General features: G+C 72.3%; 21 protein-coding genes. 10 read left to right on the plus strand and 11 right to left on the minus strand.

What is annotated here, in order from left to right:
• The 4 genes from PKF00_RS38325 to rimP form a co-directional block, all read right to left on the minus strand.
• Window positions 1-914: translation initiation factor IF-2 N-terminal domain-containing protein (locus PKF00_RS38325; protein ID WP_271222648.1), on the minus strand; the 914-nt coding region annotated here is incomplete at its 3' end.
• A gap of 142 nt (window positions 915-1,056) precedes the next feature.
• Window positions 1,057-1,359 carry a YlxR family protein gene (locus PKF00_RS38330; RefSeq protein ID WP_271222649.1) on the minus strand — a complete coding sequence of 101 codons (303 nt, stop codon included), beginning with the start codon at window positions 1,357-1,359 and terminating at the stop codon, window positions 1,057-1,059.
• Window positions 1,343-2,338 (minus strand): transcription termination factor NusA, encoded by a 996-nt coding sequence (gene nusA / locus PKF00_RS38335; RefSeq protein WP_271222729.1) that lies wholly within the window; start codon window positions 2,336-2,338, stop codon window positions 1,343-1,345. Before nusA ends, PKF00_RS38330 begins: the two co-directional genes overlap by 17 nt.
• 23 nt (window positions 2,339-2,361) lie before the next feature.
• Window positions 2,362-2,862, minus strand: coding sequence for a ribosome maturation factor RimP (gene rimP / locus PKF00_RS38340; RefSeq protein ID WP_271222650.1), 501 nt, complete (start codon window positions 2,860-2,862; stop codon window positions 2,362-2,364).
• Window positions 2,863-3,051: 189 nt separating this feature from the next.
• Here rimP and PKF00_RS38345 point away from each other — a divergent pair, with 189 nt between their 5' ends.
• The 3 genes from PKF00_RS38345 (at window position 3,052) to PKF00_RS38355 (ending at window position 4,350) form a co-directional block, all read left to right on the plus strand.
• Window positions 3,052-3,564 carry a twin-arginine translocation signal domain-containing protein gene (locus tag PKF00_RS38345; protein WP_271222651.1) on the plus strand — a complete coding sequence of 171 codons (513 nt, stop codon included), beginning with the start codon at window positions 3,052-3,054 and terminating at the stop codon, window positions 3,562-3,564.
• Window positions 3,561-4,019: a ferritin-like domain-containing protein gene (locus tag PKF00_RS38350; RefSeq protein ID WP_271222652.1), complete on the plus strand. Its 459-nt coding sequence runs from the start codon at window positions 3,561-3,563 to the stop codon at window positions 4,017-4,019. The genes PKF00_RS38345 and PKF00_RS38350 overlap by 4 nt, the downstream gene beginning before the upstream one ends.
• A 139-nt stretch (window positions 4,020-4,158) precedes the next feature.
• A complete protein-coding gene (locus PKF00_RS38355) occupies window positions 4,159-4,350 on the plus strand; it encodes a DUF4236 domain-containing protein (protein ID WP_271222653.1) in 192 nt (63 codons plus the stop codon).
• A 170-nt stretch (window positions 4,351-4,520) separates the two neighbouring features.
• On the opposite strand, the gene PKF00_RS38360 is transcribed toward PKF00_RS38355, so the two are convergent.
• Both PKF00_RS38360 and PKF00_RS38365 read right to left on the minus strand, forming a co-directional pair.
• The gene (locus PKF00_RS38360) at window positions 4,521-6,263 is read right to left on the minus strand and encodes a proline--tRNA ligase (RefSeq protein ID WP_271222654.1); all 1,743 of its coding nucleotides are present in this window, start codon (window positions 6,261-6,263) and stop codon (window positions 4,521-4,523) included.
• Window positions 6,264-6,359: 96 nt separating this feature from the next.
• The gene (locus PKF00_RS38365) at window positions 6,360-7,022 is read right to left on the minus strand and encodes a hypothetical protein (RefSeq protein WP_271222655.1); all 663 of its coding nucleotides are present in this window, start codon (window positions 7,020-7,022) and stop codon (window positions 6,360-6,362) included.
• Between the two features lie 121 nt (window positions 7,023-7,143).
• Here PKF00_RS38365 and PKF00_RS38370 point away from each other — a divergent pair, with 121 nt between their 5' ends.
• The 3 genes from PKF00_RS38370 to PKF00_RS38380 all read left to right on the plus strand — a co-directional run bounded on the left by PKF00_RS38370 (window position 7,144) and on the right by PKF00_RS38380 (window position 11,282).
• Window positions 7,144-8,115 (plus strand): acyl-CoA dehydrogenase family protein, encoded by a 972-nt coding sequence (locus tag PKF00_RS38370; RefSeq protein ID WP_271222656.1) that lies wholly within the window; start codon window positions 7,144-7,146, stop codon window positions 8,113-8,115.
• Window positions 8,116-8,286: 171 nt separating this feature from the next.
• Window positions 8,287-9,612: an FAD-dependent oxidoreductase gene (locus PKF00_RS38375; RefSeq protein WP_425582331.1), complete on the plus strand. Its 1,326-nt coding sequence runs from the start codon at window positions 8,287-8,289 to the stop codon at window positions 9,610-9,612.
• 206 nt (window positions 9,613-9,818) lie between these two features.
• A complete protein-coding gene (locus PKF00_RS38380) occupies window positions 9,819-11,282 on the plus strand; it encodes an FAD-dependent oxidoreductase (protein WP_271222658.1) in 1,464 nt (487 codons plus the stop codon).
• Window positions 11,283-11,423: 141 nt separating this feature from the next.
• On the opposite strand, the gene PKF00_RS38385 is transcribed toward PKF00_RS38380, so the two are convergent.
• The 3 genes from PKF00_RS38385 to PKF00_RS38395 all read right to left on the minus strand — a co-directional run bounded on the left by PKF00_RS38385 (window position 11,424) and on the right by PKF00_RS38395 (window position 13,790).
• Complete coding sequence (locus PKF00_RS38385; protein WP_271222659.1) at window positions 11,424-12,098, minus strand: copper homeostasis protein CutC; 675 nt, start codon at window positions 12,096-12,098, stop codon at window positions 11,424-11,426.
• 43 nt (window positions 12,099-12,141) lie between these two features.
• A complete protein-coding gene (locus tag PKF00_RS38390) occupies window positions 12,142-12,831 on the minus strand; it encodes a GNAT family N-acetyltransferase (RefSeq protein ID WP_271222660.1) in 690 nt (229 codons plus the stop codon).
• Window positions 12,832-13,043: 212 nt separating this feature from the next.
• A complete protein-coding gene (locus PKF00_RS38395; RefSeq protein ID WP_271222661.1) occupies window positions 13,044-13,790 on the minus strand; it encodes a GntR family transcriptional regulator in 747 nt (248 codons plus the stop codon).
• Between the two features lie 745 nt (window positions 13,791-14,535).
• Here PKF00_RS38395 and PKF00_RS38400 point away from each other — a divergent pair.
• The 4 genes from PKF00_RS38400 (at window position 14,536) to PKF00_RS38415 (ending at window position 21,652) form a co-directional block, all read left to right on the plus strand.
• Window positions 14,536-15,681 (plus strand): acyl-CoA dehydrogenase family protein, encoded by a 1,146-nt coding sequence (locus PKF00_RS38400; protein WP_271222662.1) that lies wholly within the window; start codon window positions 14,536-14,538, stop codon window positions 15,679-15,681.
• A gap of 72 nt (window positions 15,682-15,753) precedes the next feature.
• A complete protein-coding gene (locus tag PKF00_RS38405) occupies window positions 15,754-19,059 on the plus strand; it encodes an AfsR/SARP family transcriptional regulator (RefSeq protein WP_271222663.1) in 3,306 nt (1,101 codons plus the stop codon).
• 178 nt (window positions 19,060-19,237) lie between these two features.
• Window positions 19,238-20,440 carry an FAD-dependent monooxygenase gene (locus tag PKF00_RS38410; protein WP_271222664.1) on the plus strand — a complete coding sequence of 401 codons (1,203 nt, stop codon included), beginning with the start codon at window positions 19,238-19,240 and terminating at the stop codon, window positions 20,438-20,440.
• 396 nt (window positions 20,441-20,836) lie between these two features.
• Window positions 20,837-21,652 carry a putative protein N(5)-glutamine methyltransferase gene (locus tag PKF00_RS38415; protein ID WP_271222665.1) on the plus strand — a complete coding sequence of 272 codons (816 nt, stop codon included), beginning with the start codon at window positions 20,837-20,839 and terminating at the stop codon, window positions 21,650-21,652.
• A gap of 78 nt (window positions 21,653-21,730) precedes the next feature.
• Here the strand turns inward: PKF00_RS38415 and PKF00_RS38420 are convergent, their stop codons facing one another.
• Both PKF00_RS38420 and PKF00_RS38425 read right to left on the minus strand, forming a co-directional pair.
• Entirely contained in the window at window positions 21,731-24,274 is a 2,544-nt protein-coding gene (locus tag PKF00_RS38420) for a glycosyl hydrolase family 18 protein (protein WP_271222666.1), read from the minus strand.
• Between the two features lie 297 nt (window positions 24,275-24,571).
• A complete protein-coding gene (locus PKF00_RS38425) occupies window positions 24,572-26,095 on the minus strand; it encodes an MFS transporter (RefSeq protein ID WP_271222667.1) in 1,524 nt (507 codons plus the stop codon).
• Window positions 26,096-26,229 lie beyond the last annotated feature (134 nt).

The following is a 26,229-nucleotide window of genomic DNA, read 5'->3' on the forward strand; positions in this document are numbered from 1 at the left end:
CCGGGACGCGGACCGCCCGCGCCGGGGCCGGGACGCGGACCCGCGGCTCCGGGCGGGCCGGAGCGCGCCGCGGGCGGACGGGGACCGGCGTTGTCGCGCTGACCCTGCTGCTCGCGGGGGCCGCGGTCCTCACGAGGACCGGGACGCGGACCCCTGTCGCCGGGGCCGCCGTCACGGCCGCCGGGACGCGGCGGACGGGCCTGGCCCATGCCGCTGGCGTTCGAGGAGAACGGGTTGTTGCCGGGACGCGGACCGCGCGGCCCGGGACGCGGACCCGGCTTGGGGCCGCCCGCGCCGGGGGCACCCGCACCGGGCCTGGCGCCCTGGCCTCCACCGCCGGGGCCACCCTGGCCGCCGGAGGGACGGCCCTCGGGACGCGCCGCCTCGGGACCCGGCCTGGGGCCGGGACGCGGAGCCGGACGCGGACCCGGCTTGGGCCCGGGGCCCGCGGGGCGGGGAGCCTCGAAACGCGGCGGCTGAACCGGTGAGGGCTGCTGCTGCGGCTGCTGAGGCTGCGCCTGCTGCTGGGGCTGCGCCTGCTGGGGCTGGGGGACCGGCGGCGGGGCCTGCGGCGCGGGGGCCGCGGGACGCGCCGCGGCGGGACCCGGCCTGGGGCCCGGCTTGGGAACCGGTCCCGGCTTGGGAATGGATGACGGCGTGGGAACGCCGTTTCCGGCCTGGCCTCCTGCCGGCCGGGGGGCCGCCTGCTGCGGCCTGGGCGACCTGTTGCCGCCCCTGTCGGACGAACCCTTCGAGGGGCCGCCCAAAGCTTCCGTGAGCCTGCGGACTACCGGTGCTTCGATAGTCGAGGACGCCGAACGCACGAACTCGCCCATCTCCTGGAGCTTGGCCATGACGACCTTGCTCTCCACACCGAACTCCTTGGCGAGCTCGTATACCCGGACCTTCGCCACTGCACTCCCTTACTCGGCCCGGGAGGCTGTGCCGCCGGACCGTCGTTACGTAGACGTACTCATCGCCGCATGCTCATCAGGCGCTCATAGCTATCTGACCAGCCCATCAACTCGGCGTCCTACATGACAGTTGGCAACCATTTCACCCGATCCTTTCAGCGTGAAGCCCCTCCAGGTGTTCTCGCACCCGCGACAGATCAAGCGGAACCGCGACGCGAAACGCGCGCGGAAACGCTCGGCGACGCTCGGCGAGTTCGAGACAGCTCAGGGAGGGATGCAGCGAAGCACCACGCCCCTGGAGCCGTCGTCGCAGGTCGGGGACGATAACGCCCTCGACCACCACCAGGCGGAGCAGCTCGGAGGAAACCGTGCGAACCCGGCAGCCCACACAGGTTCTCAGTGGGGCAGCCTGGCCACCATATTCCAGCTTACCGTGTGGACGCATCTGCGGAACCGGCCGCGTCCCCCGCTTGTGTGTCGGGACGGATGTCGATGCGCCAGCCGGTCAGGCGATTGGCCAGCCGGGCGTTCTGCCCTTCCTTGCCGATCGCGAGGGAGAGCTGGTAGTCCGGCACGATCACGCGGGCCGCGCGGCCCTCGGCGTCGATCACCTCGACGTGGGAGACGCGGGCGGGCGACAGGGCGTTGCCCACGAACTCCGCCGGATCCTCCGACCAGTCGATGATGTCGATCTTCTCGCCGTGCAGCTCGGCCATGACGTTGCGCACGCGCGAGCCCATCGGGCCGATGCAGGCGCCCTTGGCGTTGACGCCCGGACGCCGTGAACGCACCGCGATCTTGGTCCGGTGGCCGGCCTCGCGGGCGATCGCGGCGATCTCGACCGTGCCGTCCGCGATCTCCGGGACCTCCAGGGCGAAGAGCTTCTTCACCAGTCCCGGGTGGGTCCGCGACAGCGTCACCGACGGGCCCTTGTGTCCCTTCTTGACCTGCACCACGTAGCAGCGGATGCGCTCGCCGTGGACGTACTCCTCGCCCGGCACCTGCTCGTTGTGGGGCAGCACCGCCTCGATCTTGCCGAGGTCCACCAGGACGACCCTCGGGTCCTTGCCCTGCTGGATGACGCCCGCGACGAGCTCGCCCTCACGGCTGGCGAACTCGCCGAAGTTGATCTCGTCCTCCGCGTCCCTCAGCTGCTGCAGGATGACCTGCTTGGCGGTGGTCGCGGCGATGCGGCTGAAGTTGCCCGGGGTGTCGTCGAACTCCCTGAGCACCTCCCCGCTCTCGTCGTCGAGCTCGGCGGCGAAAATGGTCACGTGTCCGGACTGCCTGTCGAGCTCGGCGCGCGCCTTGGCCGCCGCTCCCTCGCTCCGGAAATACGCGATCAGCAACGCGTCCTCGATCGCCTTGACGACCAGGTCGAAGGAGATGTCCTTCTCCCGCTCCAGGCTGCGCAGGACGCTCATGTCGATGTCCACGAGGCTCCCCCTTAGCCTTCGTCGCCGTCTTCGCCGTCGTCTTCGGCGTCGTCCAACCGGCGGAATTCCACCTGCACCCGTCCTCGGGTCAGGTCTTGATACTCGATGCGGCGCGGTGTGCCCGCGACGTCCAACTCCACCCCGGCCTCGTCGGTCGCGACGATCCGGCCCTCGACCAGGGTGCCGTCACGCAGGTCGGCCTTGACCAGCCGCTTCACCGCGCGACGCCAGTGGCGGGGCTCGGTGAGCGGGCGGTCGACCCCGGGTGAGGAGACCTCCAGCACGTACGGCGTGGCACCCATCGCGTCGTCCGCGTCCAGCGCGGCGGAGACGGCGAGGCTGACCTCGGCGACGTCGTCCAGGCTCACGCCTCCGTCACGGTCGACGACGACGCGCAGCAACCGCCGCTTGCCCGCCGGGGTGACCGTGACGTCCTCCAAGTCGAGCCCCTCGGCTCCGACGACAGGTTCCAGAAGCTTCATCAGGCGGTCGCGGGATGTGGCGCTGCCCATGCCGACCTCCCATTGTCACGATCTAAGCGGGCGGACCTCGCCCTTGCGGTTCACCAGCCTATCCACACCGGGGCGTGAAAGGAGCGCCACTCGGCGCGGCGGGGCCGTCCGAGAAGCGAGGTGATTGTCATTCCAAGCCCGTACGATGCTAGATGCGTCAGCAGCCACACCCATAACCGGAGGTCGTCCGTGCGTTCCGTCTCCCGGCGCTCCCTGTTGCGGGGCGGCGCTCTCGGAGTGGCCGCCGTGACCGTCGCCGGATGCGCCGAGCAGGAGCCGCGACAGGCCCAGCGCCTCGCGGCCGAGCCGCCGGATCCGGAGACCATGCTGATCAGACAGCTGATCGCGGGCAAGGAGCGGACCGTCGCGCTCTACTCCTCGGCCGACTCCGACAGGCTGACGCCCTTCAGACAGCGGCACGAGGCCCACCTCGCCGAGCTCCGCCGCAGGCTGCCCCGCGAGAGCGGATCGGCCTCCCCCGCGTCCTCCGCGGGGGCGCAGGCCGACCCCTCGGCCTCGCCTTCCGGCGCCGCCACGGCCGGCTCGCAGATCTCCGTGCGAGATCTGCGCGACATGGAGCGCAAGGCGGCGGCGCTGCGCCCGCGCCAGCTCGACGGCGTCTCCCCCGCGCTGGCCCAGCTGATCGCCTCCATCGGCGCGTGCGAGGCCGCGCACGCCCTGGCCCTGTCGAGGTCGCTGTGACGGCCGACCAGGGGCTCAGCACGGCCCTGGCGGCCGAGCACGCGGCCGTCTACGCCTACGGGGTCATCGCCGCCAGGACCACCGGCTCGCTGCGCGTGACCGCGACGGCGGCCTTCAACGCGCACCGCGCCCGCAGAGACCAGCTCCGCGCCCTGATCGCCGCCCGCGGCGACGCCCCCGCGGAGCCCGACGCGGCCTACCGCCTTCCCGTGACCCCCTCGACCCCCGCCCAGGCCGTCGAGCTGGCCACGCTGGTCGAGCGCGGCGTGACGGCCGCCTACCTGGAGCTGACCGCGTCGCCGGACACGGAGGTCAGGCAGATGGCGGCGCTGGCCATGCAGGAGTGCGTCACCCGGTCCTACGGCCTGCGCCCGGAGATCGAGGCCTTCCCCGGGATGCCCGCGGACGTTGCCTCCCCCACTCCTTCGTCGGCCCCGCCGACCCCGCCGTCGTGAACGGCCGACGTCGCGCGTGAGCTCGGGGATCGGCTCCCTCACCGCCCCCGGAGACCGTTTCGCCCATGTTTGCGATGACACAGCCGGGTAGCTGAGTCACCGTCGAACGCACAAAGCCGACCCCCACAGGGAGGAAGCAATGGGCTGGGGATACAGGAAGTCGATGAAGTTCGGTCCGTTCCGTCTCAACCTGTCGCGCACCGGAGTCGGCCACAGCTGGGGCAACCGCGTCTTCCGGGTCACCAGGACGGCCGACGGCCGCCGCACTCTGACCGTGAACCTCCCCGGCGGCTTCCACTGGCGCAAGACCCTCAGCAACGGCTCCCGCTAGCCTCGGCCGAAGCCCCACGCCCCGCACCTCGCGGGAGGCGTCGAGGGACGCCGGAGCACGCCGCGGAGGCGGCCACCGTCGACGGTGGCCGCCTCGTGTCGCGGACGCCGGTCCCGGGCCCGGAGCCGGGCGCGGAGCGGGTGTGAGCGATCTCGGGGACGGGTGCGGGGTCAGGCGCGGCAGGCGGCCAGGACGCGCTCCGCGGCCTCGGCGATGGGGATCTCCTCCTTGACGCCGGTGGCGCGGTCGCGCAGCTCGGCGACGCCCTGGGCGAGGCCCCGGCCGACGATCAGGATCGTCGGCATGCCGAGCAGCTCGGCGTCCTTGAACTTCACGCCGGGAGAGACTCCGGGGCGGTCGTCGACCAGCACGCGTAGGCCGCGCTCCTGAAGCTCCTCGGCGATCCTGGTCGCGACCTCGATCTGGTTCTCCTTGCCGGTGCCCACGATGTGGACGTCCGCGGGGGCGACCTCACGGGGCCAGACCAGGCCGAGTTCGTCGTGCCGCTGCTCGGCCAGCACCGCGACGGCCCTGGAGACGCCGATGCCGTACGAGCCCATGGTGACGCGGACCGGCTTGCCGTCGGGGCCGAGGGCGTCGAGCTTCGCGGCGTCGGCGTACTTGCGGCCGAGCTGGAAGATGTGGCCGATCTCGATGCCCCGGTCGATGGACAGGCCGGAGCCGCAGACGGGGCAGGCGTCGCCCTCGCGCACCTCGGCGGCCTCGATCGTGCCGTCGGCGACGAAGTCGCGTCCCGCGACCACGTCGGCGGCGTGCTTGCCCTGCTCGTTCGCGCCGGTCACCCAGGCGGTGCCGTCGACCACGCGGGGGTCGACGAGGTAGCGGATGCCCAGGTCCTTGAGCACCTGCGGGCCGATGTAGCCGCGGACCAGGCCGGGGTGCCTGGCGAAGTCCTCGGCCTCGAAGATGGCGGGCTCGCCGGGGGCGAGGGAGGCCTCGAGCCGCTTGAAGTCGACCTCGCGGTCGCCGGGGACGCCGACGACCAGGGTCTCGGTCTTGTCCGAGCCGGGGGTGACGACCTTGACCACGATGTTCTTGAGCGTCTGGGCCGCGGTCACGCCCAGGCCGTGGTGCTCGTTGACGTAGGCGACCAGCGACTCGATGGTCGGCGTGTCGGGGGTGTCGAGCACCCGCTGGGCGGGCCGCTCCCCGGTGGGCGCGGCGGGCGCGGGAGTGGTGACGGCCTCGGCGTTGGCGGCGTAGCCGCAGTGGTGACAGGCGACGAAGGTGTCCTCACCGGTCGCCGCGGGGGCGAGGAACTCCTCCGAGGCCGAGCCGCCCATCGCGCCCGAGGTGGCGAAGCAGATCTTGTAGGTGATGCCGAGGCGGTCGAAGGTCCTGATGTAGGTCTCGCGGTGCTGCTCGTAGGAGCGCTTGAGACCGTCGTCGTCCAGGTCGAAGGAGTAGGAGTCCTTCATGACGAACTCCCTGCCGCGCAGGATGCCCGCCCGGGGACGGGCCTCGTCGCGGTACTTCGTCTGGATCTGGTACAGCGTCACCGGGTAGTCCTTGTAGGAGGAGTACTCCCCCTTGACCATGTCGGTGAACATCTCCTCGTGGGTGGGACCGAGGAGGTAGTCGACGCCCTTGCGGTCCTTGAGCCGGAAGAGCGTGTCGCCGTACTCCGTCCAGCGGCCCGTGCCCTCGTAGTACTCGCGGGGCAGCAGGGCGGGGAAGAGCACCTCCTGGCCGCCCATGCGGTCCATCTCCTCGCGCACGACGCGCGTGACGTTCTCCAGGACCCTCTTGCCGAGCGGCAGCCAGGAGTAGACGCCGGGTGCGACACGACGAACATAACCGGCGCGGACGAGCAGCTTGTGGCTCGGGACTTCCGCGTCTGCCGGGTCGTCCCTCAGCGTTCGAAGAAACAACGACGACATGCGCAGCAGCACGGCTACTCCTAGCTAGCAGGGACAGATGTCCTACAGGCTATCGACTCGCGCGACCGCGTCGCCTGTCAATAGGGGTCACGGCCAGGAGGGCCGGCCTCAGAAGGCGACCGCGAAGACGAAGGCGGCGCACAGGACGACCAGCGCGACGAACCCGGAGCGGGCCACGCCGTTCCCCCGCCGCAGCGCGAACAGCAGCCCCGCCACGAGCGTGGCCACGAGCAGGGTGTTCCACGGCCAGTACCCGGGGACGTACTCAGGCCCGCCGCTCAGGGTCTTGTCGAGGCCGTCGACCGCGACGACGCCGGCCAGCACGCCGCACGCCAGGTCGCCCCACCCGTCCTCACGCCTGGTGAAGTAGGCGAGCACGCCGAACGTCGCGATCGTGACGACCGTGAGGTTCATCGTGAGGCCGTTCGAGCCGAGGTTCACCGAGGAGCCGGAGCTCAGGTTCAGGAACCGGGCGCCGGACTCGAACAGCGAGGCGGCCAGCAGCGAGATGAGCGGGCCGAACGTCGCCAGCGCGCTGGTCAGGGCCGCCCAGCCGAACCCCGCCGCGCTGCGTCCCACGACGACGACGAGCAGCACGTAGGCGTACGGCTCGTAGATCGAGTGGATCAGGTGGGGCCCGTAGGCGAGCAACGCGCCGACCGCGCCGAGCACCATACCCACCAGGAGGGAGAGCACCATGTGCCGAAGGATGGCCCGCTCCTGCCGGTCTCCGGCGAGGTAGTCGTAGTCGAGCGCGTTGTCCGTTTCCACCAAAACCGGTGATCCCCCGATCGCGTTCCCCTCACGGCCCCCCATAGCATATCTGACCTGCAAGAATACCCAAAATACCCCAAGCGTTCACCAAGAAGCGAGCGCTTGTTATGCTGCCCGCGTGAGCCTTACCGATGACCAGCTTGACCTCCGCGACGCCGTGCGTTCCTTCCTCGCCGAACGCCCCGACGCCCCCTGGAGCCGGTTCGCCGCCGAACTGGGCGTGGCGGGCCTCGCCGTCCCCGAGGAGTACGGCGGGGCCGGATGCGGCATGCCGGAGGCGGCCGTCGTCTGCGAGGAGCTGGGCCGGGTGACGGCGTCCCACCCCTATCTGCAGACCGCGGTGCTGGCCGTCGAGGCCGTCAAGGCCGCCGGAGACCCCGACGCCATGGCCAGGCTGCTTCCCGGCATCGCCGACGGCTCCGTCACCGCCACCGTCCTGCTTCCCGGCGACGCGGACCTGTCCCTCAGCGGCGACCGGCTCACCGGTGTCGCCCGCCACGCCCTGGACGGCGACGTGGTGCTGGCCTTCGTCGACGGCGAGCTGGTCGAGGCCGTCCCCTCCTCCCGCACGCCGCACACGACCCTGGACCAGACCCGCCCGCTCACCTCGTTCACGTTCGCCGACGCGCCGGTGCTGCGCGTGGGCGACGGCGCGGCCCACGGGCGGATCCGCGACCTGGGCGTCGTCGGCCTCGCCTCCGAGCAGGTCGGCGGCGCGGCCCGCTGCCTGGAGACGGCGGTGGCCTACGCGAAGGAACGCCACCAGTTCGGGCGTCCGATCGGCTCCTTCCAGGCCGTCAAGCACAAGGCCGCCGACCTGCTGCTGCTGGTCGAGTCGGCCCGCTCGGCCGCCATGGCCGCGGCGAGGGCGTCGGAGGACGAGCTCGCCGTGCTGGCCGCCATCGCGGGCTCCTACTGCTCGGAGGCCTACCTCGCCGCCGCGGGGGAGAACATCCAGATCCACGGCGGCCTCGGCGTCACCTGGGAGCACAGCGCCCACCGTCACCTCAAGCGGGCCGCCTCGGACGCCGAGCTGTTCGGTCCGCCGCAGGCCCACCGCGCCCGCCTGGCCTCCGCCGCGGGCCTGTAGGCCCCGCGCACACGTTCTTCCCCCTCGCCTCCCGCTCCTGACCGCCGAAGCCCCCGGCCACCCCGCCGGGGGCTTCGGCGGTCACCGGAACGGGACATCTCGGCTACAGGCCGCGCCTGTCTGGCAGCGCGGTGCCCGTTGATACAGAATCACGTTCAGGGCAGCCACCGCATGGGAGGCGACGTGTCACCGAAAGACGTGCCACTGAAAGTCGCGGTCGTCGGATCGGGGCCTGCGGGCATCTACACGGCCGAGGCCCTGAGGAAACAGGCCCCGGGCGCCGTCGAGGTGGACGTGCTGGAACGCCTGCCCACGCCGTACGGCCTCGTGCGGTACGGCGTGGCCCCCGACCACACCTCGATCAAGTCGATCGCGAACTACCTCCAGCGGGTGCTCGAGCTGCCGGGCGTCCGCTTCCTGGGCGGCGTCGAACTGGGCAGGGACGTCGGGGTCGCCGACCTCCTCGGCTGTTACGACGCCGTGGTCTACTGCACCGGCGCGATGGTGGACCGCCGGATGGGCATCCCCGGCGAGGACCTGCCGGGGAGCGTGGCGGCCACCGACTTCGTGAACTGGTACTGCGGCCACCCCGACATGCCCGCCGAGCGTTTCGTCCTCGACAGTCCCGAGGTCGCGGTGGTCGGCGTGGGCAACGTGGCGGTCGACGTGGTGCGCGTCCTCGCCAAGACCGCCGAGGAGCTGCGCGCGACGGACGTGCCCGAGGAGGTGCTGGTCCGCCTCGGGAACAGCCAGGTGAAGGTCGTCCACATGATCGGCCGCCGGGGCCCCGAGCACGCCAAGTTCACCCTGAAGGAGCTGCGGGAGCTGGGCGAGCTGGGCAACGCGGACGTGTGTGTGCGTCCCGAGGAGGCCGTGGCCGACCTCACGGAGGCGTCCCGGCAGGTCAGGGGGAACGTCGAGGTGCTCCAGAGCTGGGCGGCCCGCACCCCCGCGGGGCGTCCCAGACGGCTGGACGTCCGGTTCTGGATGCGTCCCGTCGAGATCCTCGGCGAGGACCGGGTCGAGGCGCTCAGACTCGAGCGGACCCGGCTGGTCGAGGGCGGGGTCGTGGGCACCGGCGAGTTCGAGACCCTCCCCGTCGGAATGGTCCTGCGCTCGGTCGGCTACCGGAGCGTTCCGCTGCCCGGGGTGCCGTTCTCCGAGACCACCATGACCGTGCCGAACGAGGCGGGCCGGATCCGCGACCGCGAGTACGTGGCGGGCTGGCTCAAGCGCGGCCCGACCGGCGTGATCGGCACCAACAAGTCCGACGCCGCCGAGACCGTCCGCACCCTCCTGTCCGACCTCGCGGGCCGCGGGCCCGCACCGCGCGGCGACCTGGACGCCCTCCTCGCCTCGCGCGGCGTCTCCCCCGTCACCTACGACCACTGGCTGTCCATCGAGGCGGCGGAGGCGGCCCTGGCCAGAACCCTGGGCAGGGGCGAGCGCGTCAAGCTCCTCGGCCTCGCCGCCATGCTCGACGCCTGCGGTCGCTGACGCCTCCGCGACGCCCGGCGTCCGCCGCCGGCGTCCCCTGACGCCCCCGGCACGTCCGTGAGCCGCGTCGGGGACGGCGCGGCGGCGGCCTGACAGCGCGCCGACAGCGGTCCGGCAGTGTTCCGACAGCGGTCCGGCAGCGGTCCGGCAGCGGTCTGACAGCGCGCCGGGACACCGTCTTCTCCATGACCGCAGAGGAGACAGTGATGAACGGAACCCAGGTGATCATCGTCGGCGCGGGGCCGACCGGACTGACGCTCGCCGTCGACCTGGCCAGACGCGGGGTGGACTTCAGGATCGTGGAGAGGTCTCCCCGGCATCCCGCGGGGTCGCGCGGCAAGGGCCTGCAGCCGCGCACCCAGGAGGTCTTCGACGACCTCGGCGTCGCCGAAGAGATCCTCGCGACGGGGCGGGTCTACCCGCCCATCCGCGCCTACGCGGGCGAGCGGGTGGTCTGGGAGGGCCGGATGCACGAGCCGAGGGAGCCCGAGGCCGCCGTGCCGTACCCGATGGTCCTCATGCAGCCGCAGTGGCGCACCGAGCGGATACTGCGCGACCGGCTCGCCGCGCTGGGCCGCCATGTCGAGCTCGGCGTCGAGGTGACCGCGTTCGAGCAGGACGACGACGGCGTGACGGTCACACTCGGCGGCGCGGAGCGGGTGCGGTGCGACTACCTGGTCGGCGCGGACGGCGGGCGGAGCTCGGTGCGCAAGGGGCTGGGCGTCGGTTTCGAGGGCGAGACGTCCGAGACCGAGCGCATGGTCCTCGGCGACGTCAGGGCCACGGGCCTGGACCACGAGCACTGGCACACCTGGGCCGACATGGCCACCAGGACGATGCGCGTCGCGCTGTGCCCGCTCCCCGGCACCGACGTGTTCCAGTTCACCGCGCCGTTCACCGGCGAGGAGGCCCCCGAGCTCTCCCTGGAGTCCTTCCAGCGGATCCTCGACGAGGGCTCGGGACGCACGGACATCCGGCTCACCGAGGTCGCCTGGACGTCGCTCTACCGGGTGAACGTCCGCATGGCCGAGCGCTTCCGCGTCGGCAGGGTCTTCCTCGCCGGGGACGCCGCCCACGTCCACTCGCCCGCGGGCGGTCAGGGGCTCAACACCGGCGTGCAGGACGCCTACAACCTCGGCTGGAAGCTCGCCGCCGTCCTCGGCGGCGCTCCCGGGCGGCTGCTGGACACCTACGAGGAGGAGCGGCTGCCGGTGGCCGCCGACGTGCTCGGGATCAGCACCAGGCTGTACGGCAGGGCGAAGCGGGGCGAGGAGGGGGCCCACGCCAGGGACGAGGAGACCCAGCAGCTCCTGCTCGGCTACCGGGAGGGCTCGCTGGCCGTCGGCGAGCGCGGCGGCGAGCGCGCCCCGGACGCGACGCTCGGCGGGGGCCGTCTCTTCGACGTCCTGCGCGGCCCCCACTTCACCCTGCTGGCCCTCGGCGCGGCGGACGCGGGGCCGGTCGAGGAGGTCAACGCCCGGTACGGCGCGGCGGTCCGCGCCCACACCGTGGCCCCCGGGGGCGGGACGGGCGACCTGGTCGACGTCGACGGCCTGCTCCACGAGCACTACGGCAAGGGGCTCGTGCTCATCCGCCCCGACGGCTACGTCGGCTACCACGGCGGGGAGGCCGGGCTGCGGGACTATCTCGCCGCGGTGACCGCGGGCTGACCCCGGCGCGAACGCCCCGCCTCGCGGCGGCCGTTCCTCCGGGCCGGGTACCGTCCCGCCGCGGGCGCGCCCTCCCCGGACGGATCTGGCCCGGACGTCCGGGACCGGGGCGCGGTGCCGCCGGCGGGCACGGCCCGCGTCTCAGTCGATCAGGGCCCGCCACTCCCGGACCCGCCTGGCGTCGACCGGGTCCGACCACGAGGCCCGCACCGCGCTGCCGACGTGGAAGGCGCGCACGCCGTACTCGAGCAGCACGGGGACGTGTCCCGGCCTGAGCCCGCCGCCCGCCATGATCAGCGGCCCGTCGCCCGCCTCGCACCGGGTCTTGAGCACCCGCAGGCCGTCCGCGACGCCGCCGGGCGCGCCCGAGGTGAGCACGGTCGCGAGGTTGGGCAGCAGCCGTACGGCCCGCCAGCCCGCCTGGACGTCGGCCGCGTGGTCGACGGCCCTGTGGAAGGTCCAGGGCAGGGGGGCGACGGCGTGGATGAGCGCCTCCGTGGCGGCCAGGTCGACCGTCCCCGCCCGGTCGAGGAAGCCGAACACGAACCCGGCCGCGCCCGCGTCGGCGAGGGCCCTGGCGTCACGCCGAAGGCTCTCGAGCGACTCGGGCTCGGCCAGGAACGAGGCCTCGCCCCGCAACATCACCATCTGCGGCAGCGCGCACTCCTTGGAGATCGCCGCGACCGTCTCCACCGCCGGGGTGAGCCCGTCGGACGCCATGTCGGCGACGATCTCCAGGCGGTCCGCACCGCCCTCTTCTGCCGCGACGGCGTCACGCACGTCAAGTGCGATCACCTCAAGCAAGGATCCGGTCATGGGGTGAGGCTATCGGATGATTTTGTCCCGGGATCGCCGTGGTTCAGACATGTTCGACCATGGAGGACCCGCGGCCGATCACGGGGACTTCGTGACGCCGCTCCGGCGACCGGTCACCTCCCGCGACGACCTCGTGACGCTCCGCGGCGGGGCCGCGACGGTCGACGAACGGCGGCACGGCTCCGAAGTCGCCGCCGCGCAGGCCTCCGGCCCGCTGGAAGAGCGCCCCCGAGGCGCGGTGGGGCAGGTCGACCGTGCGCAGGTGGCTGAAACGCTGACCTCGATAGTAGTCCTGAAGTCTGGCGTTGTCCTTGGAGCAGTCAAGCCTGAGCCAGCGCCTTCCCGTCGCCAGCACCCGCAGTCCCGCCCAGTCGAGCAGCGCCTGGCCGAGGCCGAGGCCGGAGCGTCCGCGCGCGACGGACAGCTTGTGGACGTAGAGCGCCGATCCGGGGACGTCCTGGGCGCCCCAGAACTCGGGGTCGGCGTTCCCGTCGAGGGCGAGGGTGGCCACGACGCCCTCCCGCCCCTCCAGCAGATACATGTCGCCCGCCTCGATCAGCGGGGTGATGCGCTCGGCGGGGAAGCCGCCCGCGGGCCACTGCCGTACGCCCATCGCGTTCAGCCAGTCCGCAGCCTCCCCGAGGAGGGAGAGCACCGCCCGCAGATCGGCGGCGGTCGCCGTGCGCAACGTGAGAGGACGCTCGGCGACGGGGCTGACGGTGTTGGAGTGCATGGTGAATCCCTTCGTTGCAGGGGGTGCGCGAAATGACACGGAGAGTAGTCGCCTGATGGCGCACGGCATCCATGTCGGCCCAGGCGAATGCCTAGGGGTCTGAGGGAGGCGGGGAGAGAAGCCCGCGCCTATCCACCCGGCGAGCGCGGCCCGGCGGTCGCCCGCGGCACGGGCGTGAGGGGGGCCGGCCCGTCAGGGCGGTCACGGAGACGTCAACGGCTTTCCAGCTCGTATCTGATCAGGTGCTTGTCCGCGGGCAGCACGGAGACCGCGACGCGGACGGGGGTGTCGCTCTCGTCGTAGCCGACTCTGACGTAGACGACGACCGGGGTGCCGGACTGGAGCTGGAGCCGTTCGGTCTCGGAGCTGTTGGGCATCCTGGCCCAGATGTCGTCCACGACCCGGACCTGGAGGTGTCCCAGTTCGGCGAGCACCTTGTTGGCCCCGCGCGTGATGTCGCCGGGACGGGCGATCTCGGAGTCGGCGACCAGGGACAGCGGGAAGTAGGAGTCGTTGGTGTTGTACGGCTGGTCGTCCACGAAGCGCAGCCTGCGGCGGACGACGGCGAACTCGTCGTCGGCCAGCTCCAGCCTGCTGGCGATCTCCTCCGCCGGATGCACGATCGAGACCTCGATGTGCTGGCTCGGCACGCGCCCCTCCTGGGAGACGGCCCAGGCGAAGGCCTCCCTGGTCTCCTCGGGCTGGGGCTGGAGCTCCCGCTGGGGGTGGATGAGCAGCGGGCGGCGCTCCCTGACCACGGTGCCCCTGCGCGGGGTGCGGGTGATCAAACCCTCGTTGACCAGCTCGCCGAGGGCCAGGCGCACGGTGTTGCGGCTCACCTGGTGGGTCGTCATGAGTTCGACTTCGGTCGGCAGCTGATCACCCGGTCGGAGCGCACCGGAGTAGATGGTCCTCCGAAGTTCGGAGGCCACCAACTGATACAGCGTTGACCGTGCCATTTAGTCCCCTTTGTGCCAACAAAACTAGACGATCTGGTTTTACCGGGGAACAGCCTCTTGACCCAACCTCTCGCTACCCGCATCATCCAATCGTTGGTACAAATCCATCGAAAGGTCGGCGAGGGGGTGAATGCCGGTGCTGTCGGTCCGCACGGGTACGCCGTATCCGCCCTGGCGTGATCCCCGCGAGGCAACACGTTTACTGCGCTACGCGTTGCGTCGCCACGGATTCACCCACACCTACCAGAGCAACGGGAACGGCATGTCCGTACTTTCGGTACTGGCAGACCTGACCGTATGGTGCAGGAGCGGGCTTTTCATCTGGAATGAGGAGGGCCGCGGGGCCTGTCATCCGGCCGACGACCCGGCCGGGGCGGCACGCCTCATCTCCCGGCACCACCGCAGACCGATCTTCGGCGACATCCCCTCCGGGGGGAGGACGGGCTCCATGGCCCGCCCCTCTCCCGTCACCGGCTCCGTGCGCGACTAGCCGGTTCGAGGACCCCAACCCTCGCCGGGGTCCTCGCGCCGCCGCGCCGGGGAGGAGCGTGTCCTGGCGGGTCCCCCACGCCCGCCAGGACACGCCTCCACCACAGGCGGCCACACCGCCGCAGCCTCCTCCCGCCTCCTCCCACCCAGCGGGACCCGCGGGCCATGACAGGCGCGCCGGATGCGAGCATGCCGGAGTCCATGGCCACGGCGGCCCGCTGCTGACCTTCCGTGGCGGCTACGGAGGGTTCCAAGCATGACGACGCTACGCGAGGAGATCCGCTCCTGGCTCAGGGAGCATCTGGACGGCGAGTTCTCGCACGCCAGGGGCCTGGGCGGCCCGGGGCGCGAGCACGAGGGCCACGAGGTGCGCCTCGCCTGGGAGCGGCTGCTCGGCGAGGCGGGATGGACCTGCCTCGGCTGGCCGAAGGAGTACGGCGGGCGCGACGCGACCCTGGAGGAACAGGTCGCCTTCCACGAGGAGTACGCCCTGGCGCAGGCTCCCGCCAGGGTCGGGCACATCGGCGAGGGGCTGATCGGGCCGACCGTCCTCGAGTACGGCACCGAGGAGCAGAAGCGACGTTTCCTGCCGCCCATCCAGCGGGGCGAGGAACTCTGGTGCCAGGGCTACTCGGAGCCGGACGCGGGCTCCGACCTGGCCGGGGTGCAGACCAGGGCCGTGCTCTCCGGCGACGAATGGGTGATCACCGGGCAGAAGGTGTGGACCTCGCTGGCGCACGTGGCCGACTGGTGCTTCGTGATCGCCAGGACCGAGCCCGGCTCGCAGCGGCACCGCGGCCTGTCCTACCTGCTGGTCCCGATGGACCAGCCGGGAGTCGAGATCAGGCCCATCGTCCAGATGACCGGAACCAGCGAGTTCAACGAGGTCTTCTTCGACGGCGCCCGTACGGCCGCCGCCAACGTCCTGGGCGCTCCCGGCGACGGCTGGCGGGTCGCCATGGCCACCCTCGGCTACGAGCGGGGCGCCTCCACCCTCGGCCAGCAGATCGGCTTCCAGCGCGAGTTCGCCAAGGTCGTGGAGACCGCCAGGCGCACCGGGGCCTCGGAGGACCCGGTGCTGCGCGACCGCCTCGTCAGGTCGTGGCTCGAACTCCGGATCATGCGGCTGAACGCGCTGCGCACGATGAGCTCGCTGTCGGCGGGCGAACCGGGGCCCGAGGTGTCGATCGGCAAGCTCTACTGGTCGGAGTGGCACCGGCGGCTGGGCGAGCTGGCGCAGGCCGTGCAGGGCAGGGAGGGGCTGGTCGCGGACGGCCCGCCGTACGACCTGAACGACCTGCAGCGGCTCTTCCTGTTCAGCCGCGCCGACACGATCTACGCGGGGTCCAGCGAGATCCAGCGCAACATCATCGCCGAGCGCACGCTGGGACTGCCCCGTTGAGGTGACGGGCCGCGGGGAGACCGGGATCGCCGGAGCGCCCGGGGTCGCGGGGAAACGGGAGACAATCGTCCCGTGCGATTCGGGATCCTGGGCACCACGCGAGTGTGGAACGACGACGGCAGCGAGGTGCCCCTCGGCGGACCGGCCAGGCGGGCGCTGCTGGCCCTGCTGCTCGCCGAACCCGGCGAGGCGGTGACGGCCGACCGCCTGGTCGACGACCTCTACGACGCCAGGGACGGGGCGGCGCACGCCCTGCAGTCCCAGGTCTCCCGGCTCAGGCGGATCCTGGAGGGGGGCGCGGCGATCGAGTCCGCCCCCTCGGGCTACCGCCTCGCCGTCGATCCGGGGAACGTCGACGCCGACCGCTTCGAGCGGCTCTCCGAGGAGGGACGCCGGCTCCTGCGGAGCGGGGACTCCGAGCGGGCCTCGGCGCTCCTGCGCGAGGCCCTCGCCCTGTGGCGGGGACCCGCGCTGGCCGACGCCGCCGAGGCGGGGGCCGTCCAGGCGCGGATCCTGCGGCTGGAGGAGCGCAGGCTCTGCGCCCTCGAGGACCGGATCGAGGCGGACCTGCGGCGGGGCGAGCACCGGGCCGTCGTGCCGGAACTGCGGGAGCTGGTCGCCCACCACCCCCTGCGAGAGCGGCTGCGCGGCCTGCTCATGCGCGCGCTGCGGGCGGACGGCAGGCAGGCCGAGGCCCTGGCCGCCTTCGAGGAGGCCAGGCTGCTGCTGGCGGAGGAGCTCGGCACGGACCCCTCCGCCGAGCTCGCCGCCCTCCACAGGGAGCTGCTCCAGGGTGAGCGCCCCTTCGAGCCGCCCGCGCCGCCCGCGCAGCTGACGAGCTTCGTCGGCCGCGCCGAGGACCTGGCCGGGGTCGCCGAACTGCTCGGCGCCGCGCGCCTGGTCACCCTGGTCGGCCCGGGCGGGGCGGGCAAGACCCGCCTTTCGATCGAGGTGGCGAGCCGCATGGCGGACGTCTGCTTCGTCGAGCTCGCGCCGCTGCGCGACGGGCGCGGACTGCCGCAGGCGCTGCTGGGCGCGCTCGGCCTGCGCGAGAGCGCGCTGCTCGGCGGGCCCGCCGAGGCGACACCCACCTCGCGTCTGGTCACGGCGCTTGCCGACCGGTCGCCGCTGCTGCTCGTCCTCGACAACTGCGAGCACGTGATCGATGACGCCGCGACGCTGGTGGAACGGCTGCTCGCGAGCTGTCCGGGGCTGCGCGTCCTGGCGACGAGCAGGGAACCGCTCGGCATCACCGGGGAGAACCTGTGGCCGGTCCGCCCGCTCGCCCCCTCCTCGGCCGCGCGCCTGTTCGCCGACCGCGCCCGCGCCGTACGGCCCGGCCTCGTCATGGACGACGCGGACGCCGAGGCGGTGCGGCACATCTGCCGGGCGCTCGACGGCCTGCCGCTGGCCATCGAGCTGGCGGCGGCGAGAATGCGCACCCACGAGGCCGCCGAGCTCGCCACCCGCCTGGACGACCGGTTCCGCCTGCTGTCGCGCGGCAGCCGTACGGCGCAGGCCAGGCACCAGACGCTGCGCGCGGTCGTGGCGTGGAGCTGGGACCTGCTGTCGGAGGCGGAGCAGACCATGGCCAGGCGTCTGACGGTCTTCTCCGGAGGGGCGAGCGTGGAGGCGGCCGCGCGCGTCTGCGGGGTTCCCGACGCGGAGGACGTGCTGGACGCGCTCGTCGACAAGTCCCTGGTCGAGGTCGGCGGCGGACGCTACCGCATGCTCGACACCATCCACGCCTACTGCGCGGAGCAGCTGGCCGCGGCCGGGGAGGCGGTGACCCTGCGGCGGGCGCACGCCGATCACTTCCTGGAGCTGGCCCGCTCGGCCGACCCCCACCTGCGACGGGCGGAGCAGGTCGAATGGCTGCTGATCCTGTCCGCGGAGCACGACAACCTCAGGACGGCGCTGAGCGGAGCCGTCGAGGCGGGAGAGACCGAGCTCGCGCTCAGGCTGCTCGCCTCGCTGTCGACGTACCACTGGATGCGCGGCATGCGCGCCGCCACGACGCCGCAGGCGGCCGCGCTCCTGGACCTGGTCGGCGAGCGCCCGCCGGAGGGACTCGAGGACGAGTACGTCCTGTGCGCCCTGGCCGCGGCGGCGAGCGACGCGGGCAGGCAGGCGTGGGAGCGCCACCGGCGGACGGCCGAGTCGATCGTCGTCGGCCCCGACAGGGCGCACCGCTACCCGGTCGTCACCTTCCTGTGGCCGATGGTCAACGCCGGCGCGGGAGACCCCTCCGCCGCGCTCTCGGTGATCGCCCGCGGGCGGACCGCGTCCGACCCGTGGGAGCGGGCCGCCGTCCACCTGCTGTGGGGCTATCCGCAGTTCGCGAGCGGGGAGCCCGCGCTGGCCGAGCACGAGTTCGCCGCGGCCGCCGACGCCTTCCGCTCGCTGGGCGACCGGTGGGGGACGGCGCTGGCCCTGGACGCGCTGGCCGGCCTGGCCGCCACGTGCGGCGACCCGGAGAAGGCGACCGTGCTGACCGACGAGGCCCTCACCCTCACCGAGGAGCTCGGCGCGACCGAGGACATCCTCGACCTGCTCTGCAACCGGGGCGACTACCGCGTCCGCGCCACACAGGCCGCCCTGGTCCGGGGAGAACGGCCCGCGACCTTGCCCACCGACATGCCCACCGACATGCCCACCGATGTGCCCGCCGACATGCCCGCCGGCGCGTCCCCCGTGCCCGGCTCGCCGGGAGCCGGGCGGGGGTCCGTCCCCCGGGACGCGGGCGCGGGCCTGGCGCGGGCCAGGGCCGACTACGAGAGGGCGACGGAGCTCGCGCGTCGCGTGGGCAGCCCCGCCTACCTCGCCGCCGCGACACGCGGCCTCGGTGACATCGCGCGCCTCCAGGGCGACCTGGAAGGGGCGCGCCTGCTGTACGAGCGGGCGCTCGAGCGGCTCGAGACGCACTGGGTGAGGCTCACGAGTCATCGGGCGGGCGCGCTCATGGGGCTCGGCAGGATCGCCGAGGCCTCCGGCGACCTGGAGGCGGCCAGATCCCTGCAGCGGCGGGCCGTCGAGACCTCGGTGGCCGTGGGCGCGGTCACCGAGAGCGCGCGGCCGATCGAGGCCCTGGCGGGGATCGCGCTGCTGGAGGGCGACGCGGAGGAGGCGGCCCTGCTGCTCGGCGCGGCGACAGCCATGCGCGGAGTCCTCGTCGAGGACGACCCCGACGTCTCCCGTACGGCCGCGGCCGCGCGGGCCGCCCTGGGCCACGCGCGCTACACGGCCGCGCACCGCCGGGGCGTGCGGCTGTCCCACGAGGAGGCGCTCCGCCTGGCGGGCGCGGACGAGCGGGTCATCCGTGAGTCGCCGATCAGCGCCATGGCCGACCACGACGTGATCGGCCGTTCCTGGAGTTGACCTCGGCCATCCTGAGGTCTCTCCCGGCCGGCACACCGCTCCTGCCCCTCAGGCCGGGCTCCTGACCTCGAAGGACCCGGTCCGAACCGACGCGGGACCGGGGGCGCTCACCGCGCGGCGCACGCGCGGTGAGCGCGCGGTCAGGCGGCGGTGAGCGCCCCCGGACAGGCTCATGGGCATGAACAACGCATCGCGGCTCAAGAACAAGCACATCCTGATCTCCGGAGCGGGCGTCGCGGGCCCCGCGCTGGCCTACTGGCTGCACCGCCGCGGTTTCACCCCTACGATCGTCGAGCGGGCTCCCGCCCTCCGCGACGGCGGCTACGCGGTGGACTTCCGGGGCGAGGCGCACCTCACCGTGCTCGACCGGATGGGCATCACCGCCGACGTGCGGCGCGAGCAGACGAACATGGGCGCGATGTCGTACGTCAACGAGGCGGGCAGGAAGATCTCCAGCATGCCCGCCGACCTCTTCAGCGGGGACGTCGAGATCCTCCGCGGCGACCTGGGCCGCATCCTCCACAGGGTGACCGAGGAGCACGTCGAGTACGTCTTCGACGACTCGATCGTCTCCGTCACCGAGGACGACCGGGGCGTCCAGGTCACCTTCGAGCGGAGCGCGCCGCGCCGGTTCGACCTGGTCGTGGGGGCCGACGGGCTGCACTCCGCCGTCAGGGGGGCCGTGTTCGGGCCCGAATCGCGGTTCGTGAAGGAGATGGGACTGTACTGCGCGATCTTCACCACCGCGAACCACCTCGGCCTCGACCACACCGGGCACCTGTACAACACCCCCGGCAAGGTCGTCGGCGTCTACAGCGCCAGGAACAACACCGAGGCCAAGGCCATGTTCCACTTCGGCTCGCCGCCGCTGGACTACGACCGCCGCGACGTCGGGCAGCAGAAGAAGATCCTCGCCGAGGCGTTCGCCGGGAACGGCTGGGAGACCCCACGGCTGCTGAAGGCCATGTGGGACGCCCAGGACTTCTACTTCGACTCCATCAGCCAGGTCCGCATGGACGGCTGGTCGCGCGGCCGGACCGTGCTGCTCGGGGACGCCGCCTACTGCGCCTCGCCGCTGTCGGGCATGGGCACGGGGCTGGCCATGGTCGGGGCCTACGTCCTAGCCGGGGAACTGGCGGCGGCGGACGGCGACCACCTCGTCGGCTTCGCCCGCTACGAGGAGGCCATGCGCGACTACGTCGCCGGATGCCAGAAGTCGGCCGACGGGGTGGGCAAGTGGATGGTCCCGGACAGCCGGTTCCTCGCCTGGTTCATGACCCAGAACTACAAGCTCCTGCCCTACCTGCCGTGGAAGGGAATGATCGCCAAGAGCGTCAGGAGGACGGCCGACGCCATCACCCTGAAGGACTACGGGCTCTGAGCCGCGCGGCCGTACGGCCGGCCCCCCGGCTCCCCGGCCCCCCGGCCCCCGCCTCCCCGGCTCCCCAGCTCCCCGGCTCCCCCGGTTCTCCGGCTCCCCCGGTTCTCCCGGCGGTCTCCGGCGGGCGACGCCGTGAGGAACTCCGTCCTCCCGGTCCCCGGCGAACGGGAGCCGGACGGGAACGGGACGAGCGGCCGACGAGCGGCCACGGACCGCGGGAGGGGGTCCCCGGCCGCGGAACGCATCGGTGGTAGTGTTGCCGTCCGCAGCAGGACCGACCGAGGAGGTGAGACCCATTACCGCCAGATCAGGCTGGGTGCTCCCCCTCACGGCCGCGCGGTCGACCTGGGACAGGTGACCGAGGGAGCGCCCATCGGCATCCCGAAAGGTTCTCCCATGTCGGTTTCCCCCTCCTCCGCTCCTCCCCTCTCCGCCATCGTCACCAGGCTTCGGGCCGCGGGCTGCGTCTTCGCGGAGGACGAGGCGCGGTTGCTCGTCTCCACCGCGCGCACGCCGTCCGAGCTCTCCGCCATGGTGGACCGGCGGGTCGCCGGTCTGCCCCTCGAGCACGTCCTCGGCTGGGCGGAGTTCTGCGGCCTGCGCATCGCCGTGGACGCCGGGGTCTTCGTCCCCCGCCGCCGCACCGAGTTCCTCGTCCACCAGGCCGTCGCCCTCGTCAAGCGGGGCGCCGTCGTCGTCGACCTGTGCTGCGGCTCAGGTGCGATCGGGGCGGCGCTGGTCGCCGCCCTGGGCCGGGCCGAGCTGCACTCCGTCGACCTCGATCCCGTCGCGGTGCGGTGCGCCCGCCGCAACGTGGCCGCCGCCGACGGCCGGGTGTACGAGGGCGACCTCTACGAGCCGCTGCCCGCCGGGCTGCGGGGCCGCGTCGACATCCTGGTCGCCAGCGCCCCCTACGTGCCGACGGAGGCGATCGGGCTGCTGCCCTCGGAGGCCCGCGTGCACGAGCCGCTGACGGCGCTCGACGGCGGGGCCGACGGGCTCGACGTCGTGCGGCGGGTGATCGCCGCGGCCCCGCTGTGGCTGGCCCCCGGCGGCCGCCTGCTGGTCGAGACGAGCGGGCCCCAGGCTTCGCGGACCGCGGAGACCGTCGCCCGCAACGGGCTGGTCCCACGGGTGGCCGTGTCCGACGAGCTGAACGCCACCGTCGTCATCGGCACCAGGCCCGCCCCGCCGAACGGATCGGCCGGCTGACCTGGGAACAGGCGGAAACGGGAAGGACGGGCCGCCCTCGCAGCGTCGCAGGTCGCGAGGACAGCCCGTCCGGACGGTTTACTTCAGGCCCGCGTCGACGGCGTTGGTCAGGGTGCCGGGGTCACCGGACATCTCCCAGATCATCACGCCGAGCAGGTTCTTGCTGCGGAGCCACGCGGTCTTCTTCGCGATCGTCCACGTGTCGTCGAAGGTCCACCACTGGCCTCCGTTGCCGGTGTAGCAGTAGGTCGCGACCGCCTGCTCGTCGTGCTTGATGGTGCATCCCGGCACGCTGGCCAGCAGGTTGCTGTATCCGCGGGTGCCCGCCTCGTCCTGGAACTGGCCGGGCGCCGCACCGGTCGCCGACTGCCATTCACCGGACTTGCCGCCGTCGGCGACCCCCTGCCAGCCGCGCCCGTAGTAGGCGAGGCCGATGGCGATCTTGCGGGGGTTCACTCCGGCCTGCAGGTAGACGTTGACCGCGTTCTCCACGCTGAAGTGGAAGTTGTACGGGTCGTCGTTGTCGGCGTACAGGTTGGCCTGGTGGCCGGCCCTGTTCGGCTCCCACGAGTTGTCGCTGCCCGAGCCGTGGAAGTCGTAGCCCTGGACGTTGAAGATGTCCATCGACTTGGCGATCTCCGCCAGGTCCCAGCCGGCCTCGATCTTCGCGGGGTCGGCGGGGGTGAACGCGGTGAGCTGGTAGCGCTTGCCGGTCTCCACGGTCAGGGCGTCGAGCTGCTTGCGGAACTCGGCGATCAGCAGGGTGTTGTTCTGCTTGTCGTTGGCGCCGATGTGGTTGCCCGCGTGGCCCTCCGAGCCCGGCCACTCCCAGTCGAGGTCGATGCCGTCGAAGATCCCCGCGGCGCTGCCGGGGCCGCCGGCGGCGTTGTAGGTGGGCAGGTTGCCCTTGATGTAGGTGTCGATGCAGGAGGCGACGAACTTCTTCCTGGAGGCGTCGGTCGCCGCCACGTCGGAGAAGTACTTGGAGTAGGTCCAGCCGCCGAGCGAGATCAGGATCTTCAGGTTCGGGTACTTCACCTTGAGCTTCTTGAGCTGGTTGAAGTTGCCGCGCAGCTTCTCCCAGCCGGTGTCGGCGACGCCGTCGACCGACTGGCCCGCGCTCATCGGCCTGCCGTAGTCGGCGTCCGCGTCACCGGAGCCGTCGCCCTGGCTGGGGTCCTGCGGGTTGCCCGTGGTGCCCTTGGTCACGCCCTGCAGACAGGTCAGGTTGACCGGGTCGATGTTGCCGAAGGCGTAGTTGAGGTGGGTCAGCTTCGCCGCGACGCCGGTGGTGTCGAGGTTGCGGACGAAGTACTGCCTGCCGTAGATGCCCCACTGGACGAAGTAGCCGACCCTGGCGTAGCCACTGCCGATGATGTCGTCGGTGGTGACCTTCACCGCGTTGCTGGCGTCCGAGACGTTGTCGTAGGTGTCGCGGGCCTTGACCGTGAAGGTGTACTCGGTGGACGGCGACAGGCCGCTCACCGTGGTCGTGGTCGTGGTCGAGGTGGTGAGCAGGGTCGAGCCGTTGTAGATCTCGTAGTTCGCGACCTCCTTGTTGTCCGTCGAGGCGCCCCAGGTGAGGGTGACGGTCGAGGAGGTCTTGCCGGTGCTGCGCAGGTTGCTGGGCGCGGTGGGGGCCTGGGTGTCGTCACCGGCGTTGTTGGTGGTGACCTTCAACGCGGTGCTGGCCGGGGAGAGAGTGCCCTTCCTGTCCTTGGTCTTGACGGTGAAGGTGTACTCGGTGTTCGGGGTCAGACCGCTGACGGTCGCGGTCGTGCCGGTGACCGTGGCGGCGAGGTTGGCGCCGTTGTAGACCTGGTAGCCGACGATGGGCAGGCTTCCCGGGGTCGCGGCGTCCCACGCCAGCGAGACGGTCTTGGTGGTCTTGACCGGCGAGCGCAGGTTGCCGGGCGCGCCGGGCGCGGCGTCGGCGGAACCGTCGCACTTGACGTCGTTGATCCGGCAGTTCTCCGGCTCCGCGGACGCGCTGCTGAGCGTGAAGCTCGGGCTGTAGGGCTCGGTGGAGCCGTGGGCCGCGACGTTGGTGTTGTAGTGGGCCGGGCTCAGGGTGACCGAGCGGCCGCTCTGGCTGATCGAGCCGTTGTCCGCGGCGCTCGCGGTGACGCCGGCGGGCAGGTCGAACGTGATCGTCCAGCCGTTGAGCGCGGCGTTGGTGTTGTTGTTGACCACGAACTTGCCGCGGGTGCCGCTGGCCGTGTAGGACGCCGTGACGGGCGCGTCCGCCGGCGGGTCCTCGCCGCTGCCGTCACAGTTGGCGTTGTTGATGGTGCACTTCGTCGGCTGAACCGCCGAGCTCAGCGTGAACGTCGGGCTGTAGGGCTCGGTGTTGCCGTTCGCCTTGACGGTGTTGATGTAGAAGGCGGGGGTCAGCTTCACCTTGGTGCCGGTCTGCGAGGTCGTCGCATTCTGCGCACCGCTGACGGTCACACCGGCCGGCAGCTCGAAAGTGATCGACCAACCGGTCACGGCGGTGCTGTTGGGATTGCTCACCACGAATTTGCCCTGAGTGCCGGTCAGGGTGAAGGCGGCAGTCAGGCGGGCGGCGGCTTGGGCGGGCATCGCCAGCGCGGCCATCGCGGCCGCCATGGCGAAAGCCACCAGCACAGATGCTAATCGGCGCATGTGGATGCTCTTTCCTTTAGGAAAGTTTCCTAATAATTATGCGGATCGTAACCCTGACCCCCCGTGTCTACAAGACCCAAAACCGCTGTAAATGATCGCGACGTCGACATGGCGCGCACGGCGTTTCCTCGCGGCCGTACGGACCCGTTCTTTTGGACCGGTCCTCAAATGCGGCGGGCGCGGCAGAACCCGCCGTCGCCTTTTCCCCGCCTGGTCCTCCGACGCCGGGAACGCCTCGTTCCCCCGGTGCGGCCGGCCCTGCGAGGGCCCGCCTCACCCCGTCGGCCGCCCCTCGGCGGAGGCGCCCTCGCCCGCGGGCCCGCCGCCTCCGGCGCCCGCGTCGGCAGGGTCCGAACCTGCGGGGTCCGAACCTGCGGGGTCCGAGTCGGCGGAGGCCGCGTCGGCGAGCGGCTCCCTCCTGCGGGGCATGACCAGCACCGCGAGCACGCCGAGAACCGCCACGGCCAGCATCGCGAGGAAGACGTGGTGCACGGCCGACGCCAGAGCGGCGCGGGCGGCCCGCGCCTGCGGCCCGTCCAGCGCGGCGGCGACCTGGTCGACCGACGAGACCGTTCCCCCGGAGAGCATGGAGGCGCCGGCGACCGCCGCGAAGACGGCCGTGCCGACCGCGCTGCCCGCGCTGCGGAAGAACACCACCCCGCCCGTGACGACGCCGCGCCGCTCCCAGCCGACCACGGACTGCGCGCCGACGACGCAGGAGACGGACAGCAGGCCGAGGCCGAAGCCGTTGACGAACGAGCAGGCGCCCGCGTAGACGAGCGGCGAGTCCGGGGTCAGCAGGACGAACATCACCGACGACACGACAATGAGCGCCAGTCCGGCGAGCGCCGTGTCGCGGAAGCCGTACCTCAGGTAGAGCCGGTCGGCCAGCGCGGCGGCCAGCGGCCAGCCGATGGACTGCGTCGCCAGCGCGAACCCGGCGGCGACCGCACTCGCGCCGAGCAGGCCCTGGGCGTAGGTCGGCAGGTAGAGGGAGGGCGCTATCAGCACCGCGCCGACGACCGCGCTGCCGAGGAACGCGCCGAGCAGCATCCGGTCGCGCCAGATCCACGGCGGCACGATCGGCTCGGCCGCGCGGTGCTCCCAGCGGAAGAAGGCCACCAGCGACACGAGGCCGACCGGGACCGCCCACCAGAGCGACTCCTGCAGTCCGATCATCACGACGACGACGCCGACCGAGAGCAGGGCCGTGCCGAGCAGGTCGAGGCGGTGCGGGCGGCGCTCGACCGACTCGTGCAGGAACACCGTGACCATGGTGAGCGCGGCGATCCCCACCGGCAGGTTCAGCAGGAAGATCCAGCGCCACAGCCCGAACTCCGACAGCAGGCCGCCGAGTGCCGGTCCGAGCAGCGCCGCCCCTCCCCACACGGTCGATATCAGCGCGGAGATGCGTCCTCGCTGGGCGAGGGGGTAGATGTCGCCCGCGATCGTCTGGGTGATCGGCTGGATCGCTCCCGCACCCACCCCCTGCAGGGCGCGCGCCACGATGAGCGCGGGCATGCTCCAGGCGACGCCGGCGAACAGCGACCCGGCCAGGAAGATCCCCGCGCCGACGAGCAGCATGGGCTTGCGCCCGTAGACGTCGGCGAGGCGCCCGTAGATCGGGGTGCACACCGCCTGGGTCAGCATGTAGACCGCGATGACCCAGGGGAACAGAGAGAAGGAGCCCAGGTCGCGCACGATCGCCGGGACGGCGGTGGCCACGATCGTGGCGTCCATCGCGGCCAGTGCCGTGCTCAGCATGAGCCCGGCGACCACCGGTCCACGTCGTGTCACCCTCGGTCTCTCCTCACGGATCGGTCGGGGAGAAAGCCCGCGTCGTGCCGTCGCGGCCCCCCTCCCCGTGGTCGGTCACGGCCGCCTCCCCGAGGCAGGCCACGGCCGCGCCTCCCGCTCCTCACGAGCGGGAC

Origin of the sequence: Streptosporangium carneum (assembly GCF_027922005.1) — a bacterium.
Taxonomy (GTDB): Bacteria; Actinomycetota; Actinomycetes; order Streptosporangiales; family Streptosporangiaceae; genus Streptosporangium; species Streptosporangium carneum.

Bases quoted from the DNA above. Each gene is read 5' to 3' on its own strand.
- PKF00_RS38380 (WP_271222658.1), top strand. From the start codon at position 9,819: ATGAACGGAACCCAGGTGATCATCGTCGGCGCGGGGCCGACCGGACTG.
- PKF00_RS38390 (WP_271222660.1), bottom strand. From the start codon at position 12,831: ATGCACTCCAACACCGTCAGCCCCGTCGCCGAGCGTCCTCTCACGTTG.
- PKF00_RS38355 (WP_271222653.1), top strand. From the start codon at position 4,159: ATGGGCTGGGGATACAGGAAGTCGATGAAGTTCGGTCCGTTCCGTCTC.
- PKF00_RS38375 (WP_425582331.1), top strand. From the start codon at position 8,287: ATGGGAGGCGACGTGTCACCGAAAGACGTGCCACTGAAAGTCGCGGTC.
- PKF00_RS38410 (WP_271222664.1), top strand. From the start codon at position 19,238: ATGAACAACGCATCGCGGCTCAAGAACAAGCACATCCTGATCTCCGGA.
- rimP (WP_271222650.1), bottom strand. From the start codon at position 2,862: ATGGGCAGCGCCACATCCCGCGACCGCCTGATGAAGCTTCTGGAACCT.
- PKF00_RS38330 (WP_271222649.1), bottom strand. From the start codon at position 1,359: ATGCGTCCACACGGTAAGCTGGAATATGGTGGCCAGGCTGCCCCACTG.
- PKF00_RS38395 (WP_271222661.1), bottom strand. From the start codon at position 13,790: ATGGCACGGTCAACGCTGTATCAGTTGGTGGCCTCCGAACTTCGGAGG.
- PKF00_RS38400 (WP_271222662.1), top strand. From the start codon at position 14,536: ATGACGACGCTACGCGAGGAGATCCGCTCCTGGCTCAGGGAGCATCTG.
- PKF00_RS38385 (WP_271222659.1), bottom strand. From the start codon at position 12,098: ATGACCGGATCCTTGCTTGAGGTGATCGCACTTGACGTGCGTGACGCC.
- nusA (WP_271222729.1), bottom strand. From the start codon at position 2,338: ATGAGCGTCCTGCGCAGCCTGGAGCGGGAGAAGGACATCTCCTTCGAC.
- PKF00_RS38415 (WP_271222665.1), top strand. From the start codon at position 20,837: ATGTCGGTTTCCCCCTCCTCCGCTCCTCCCCTCTCCGCCATCGTCACC.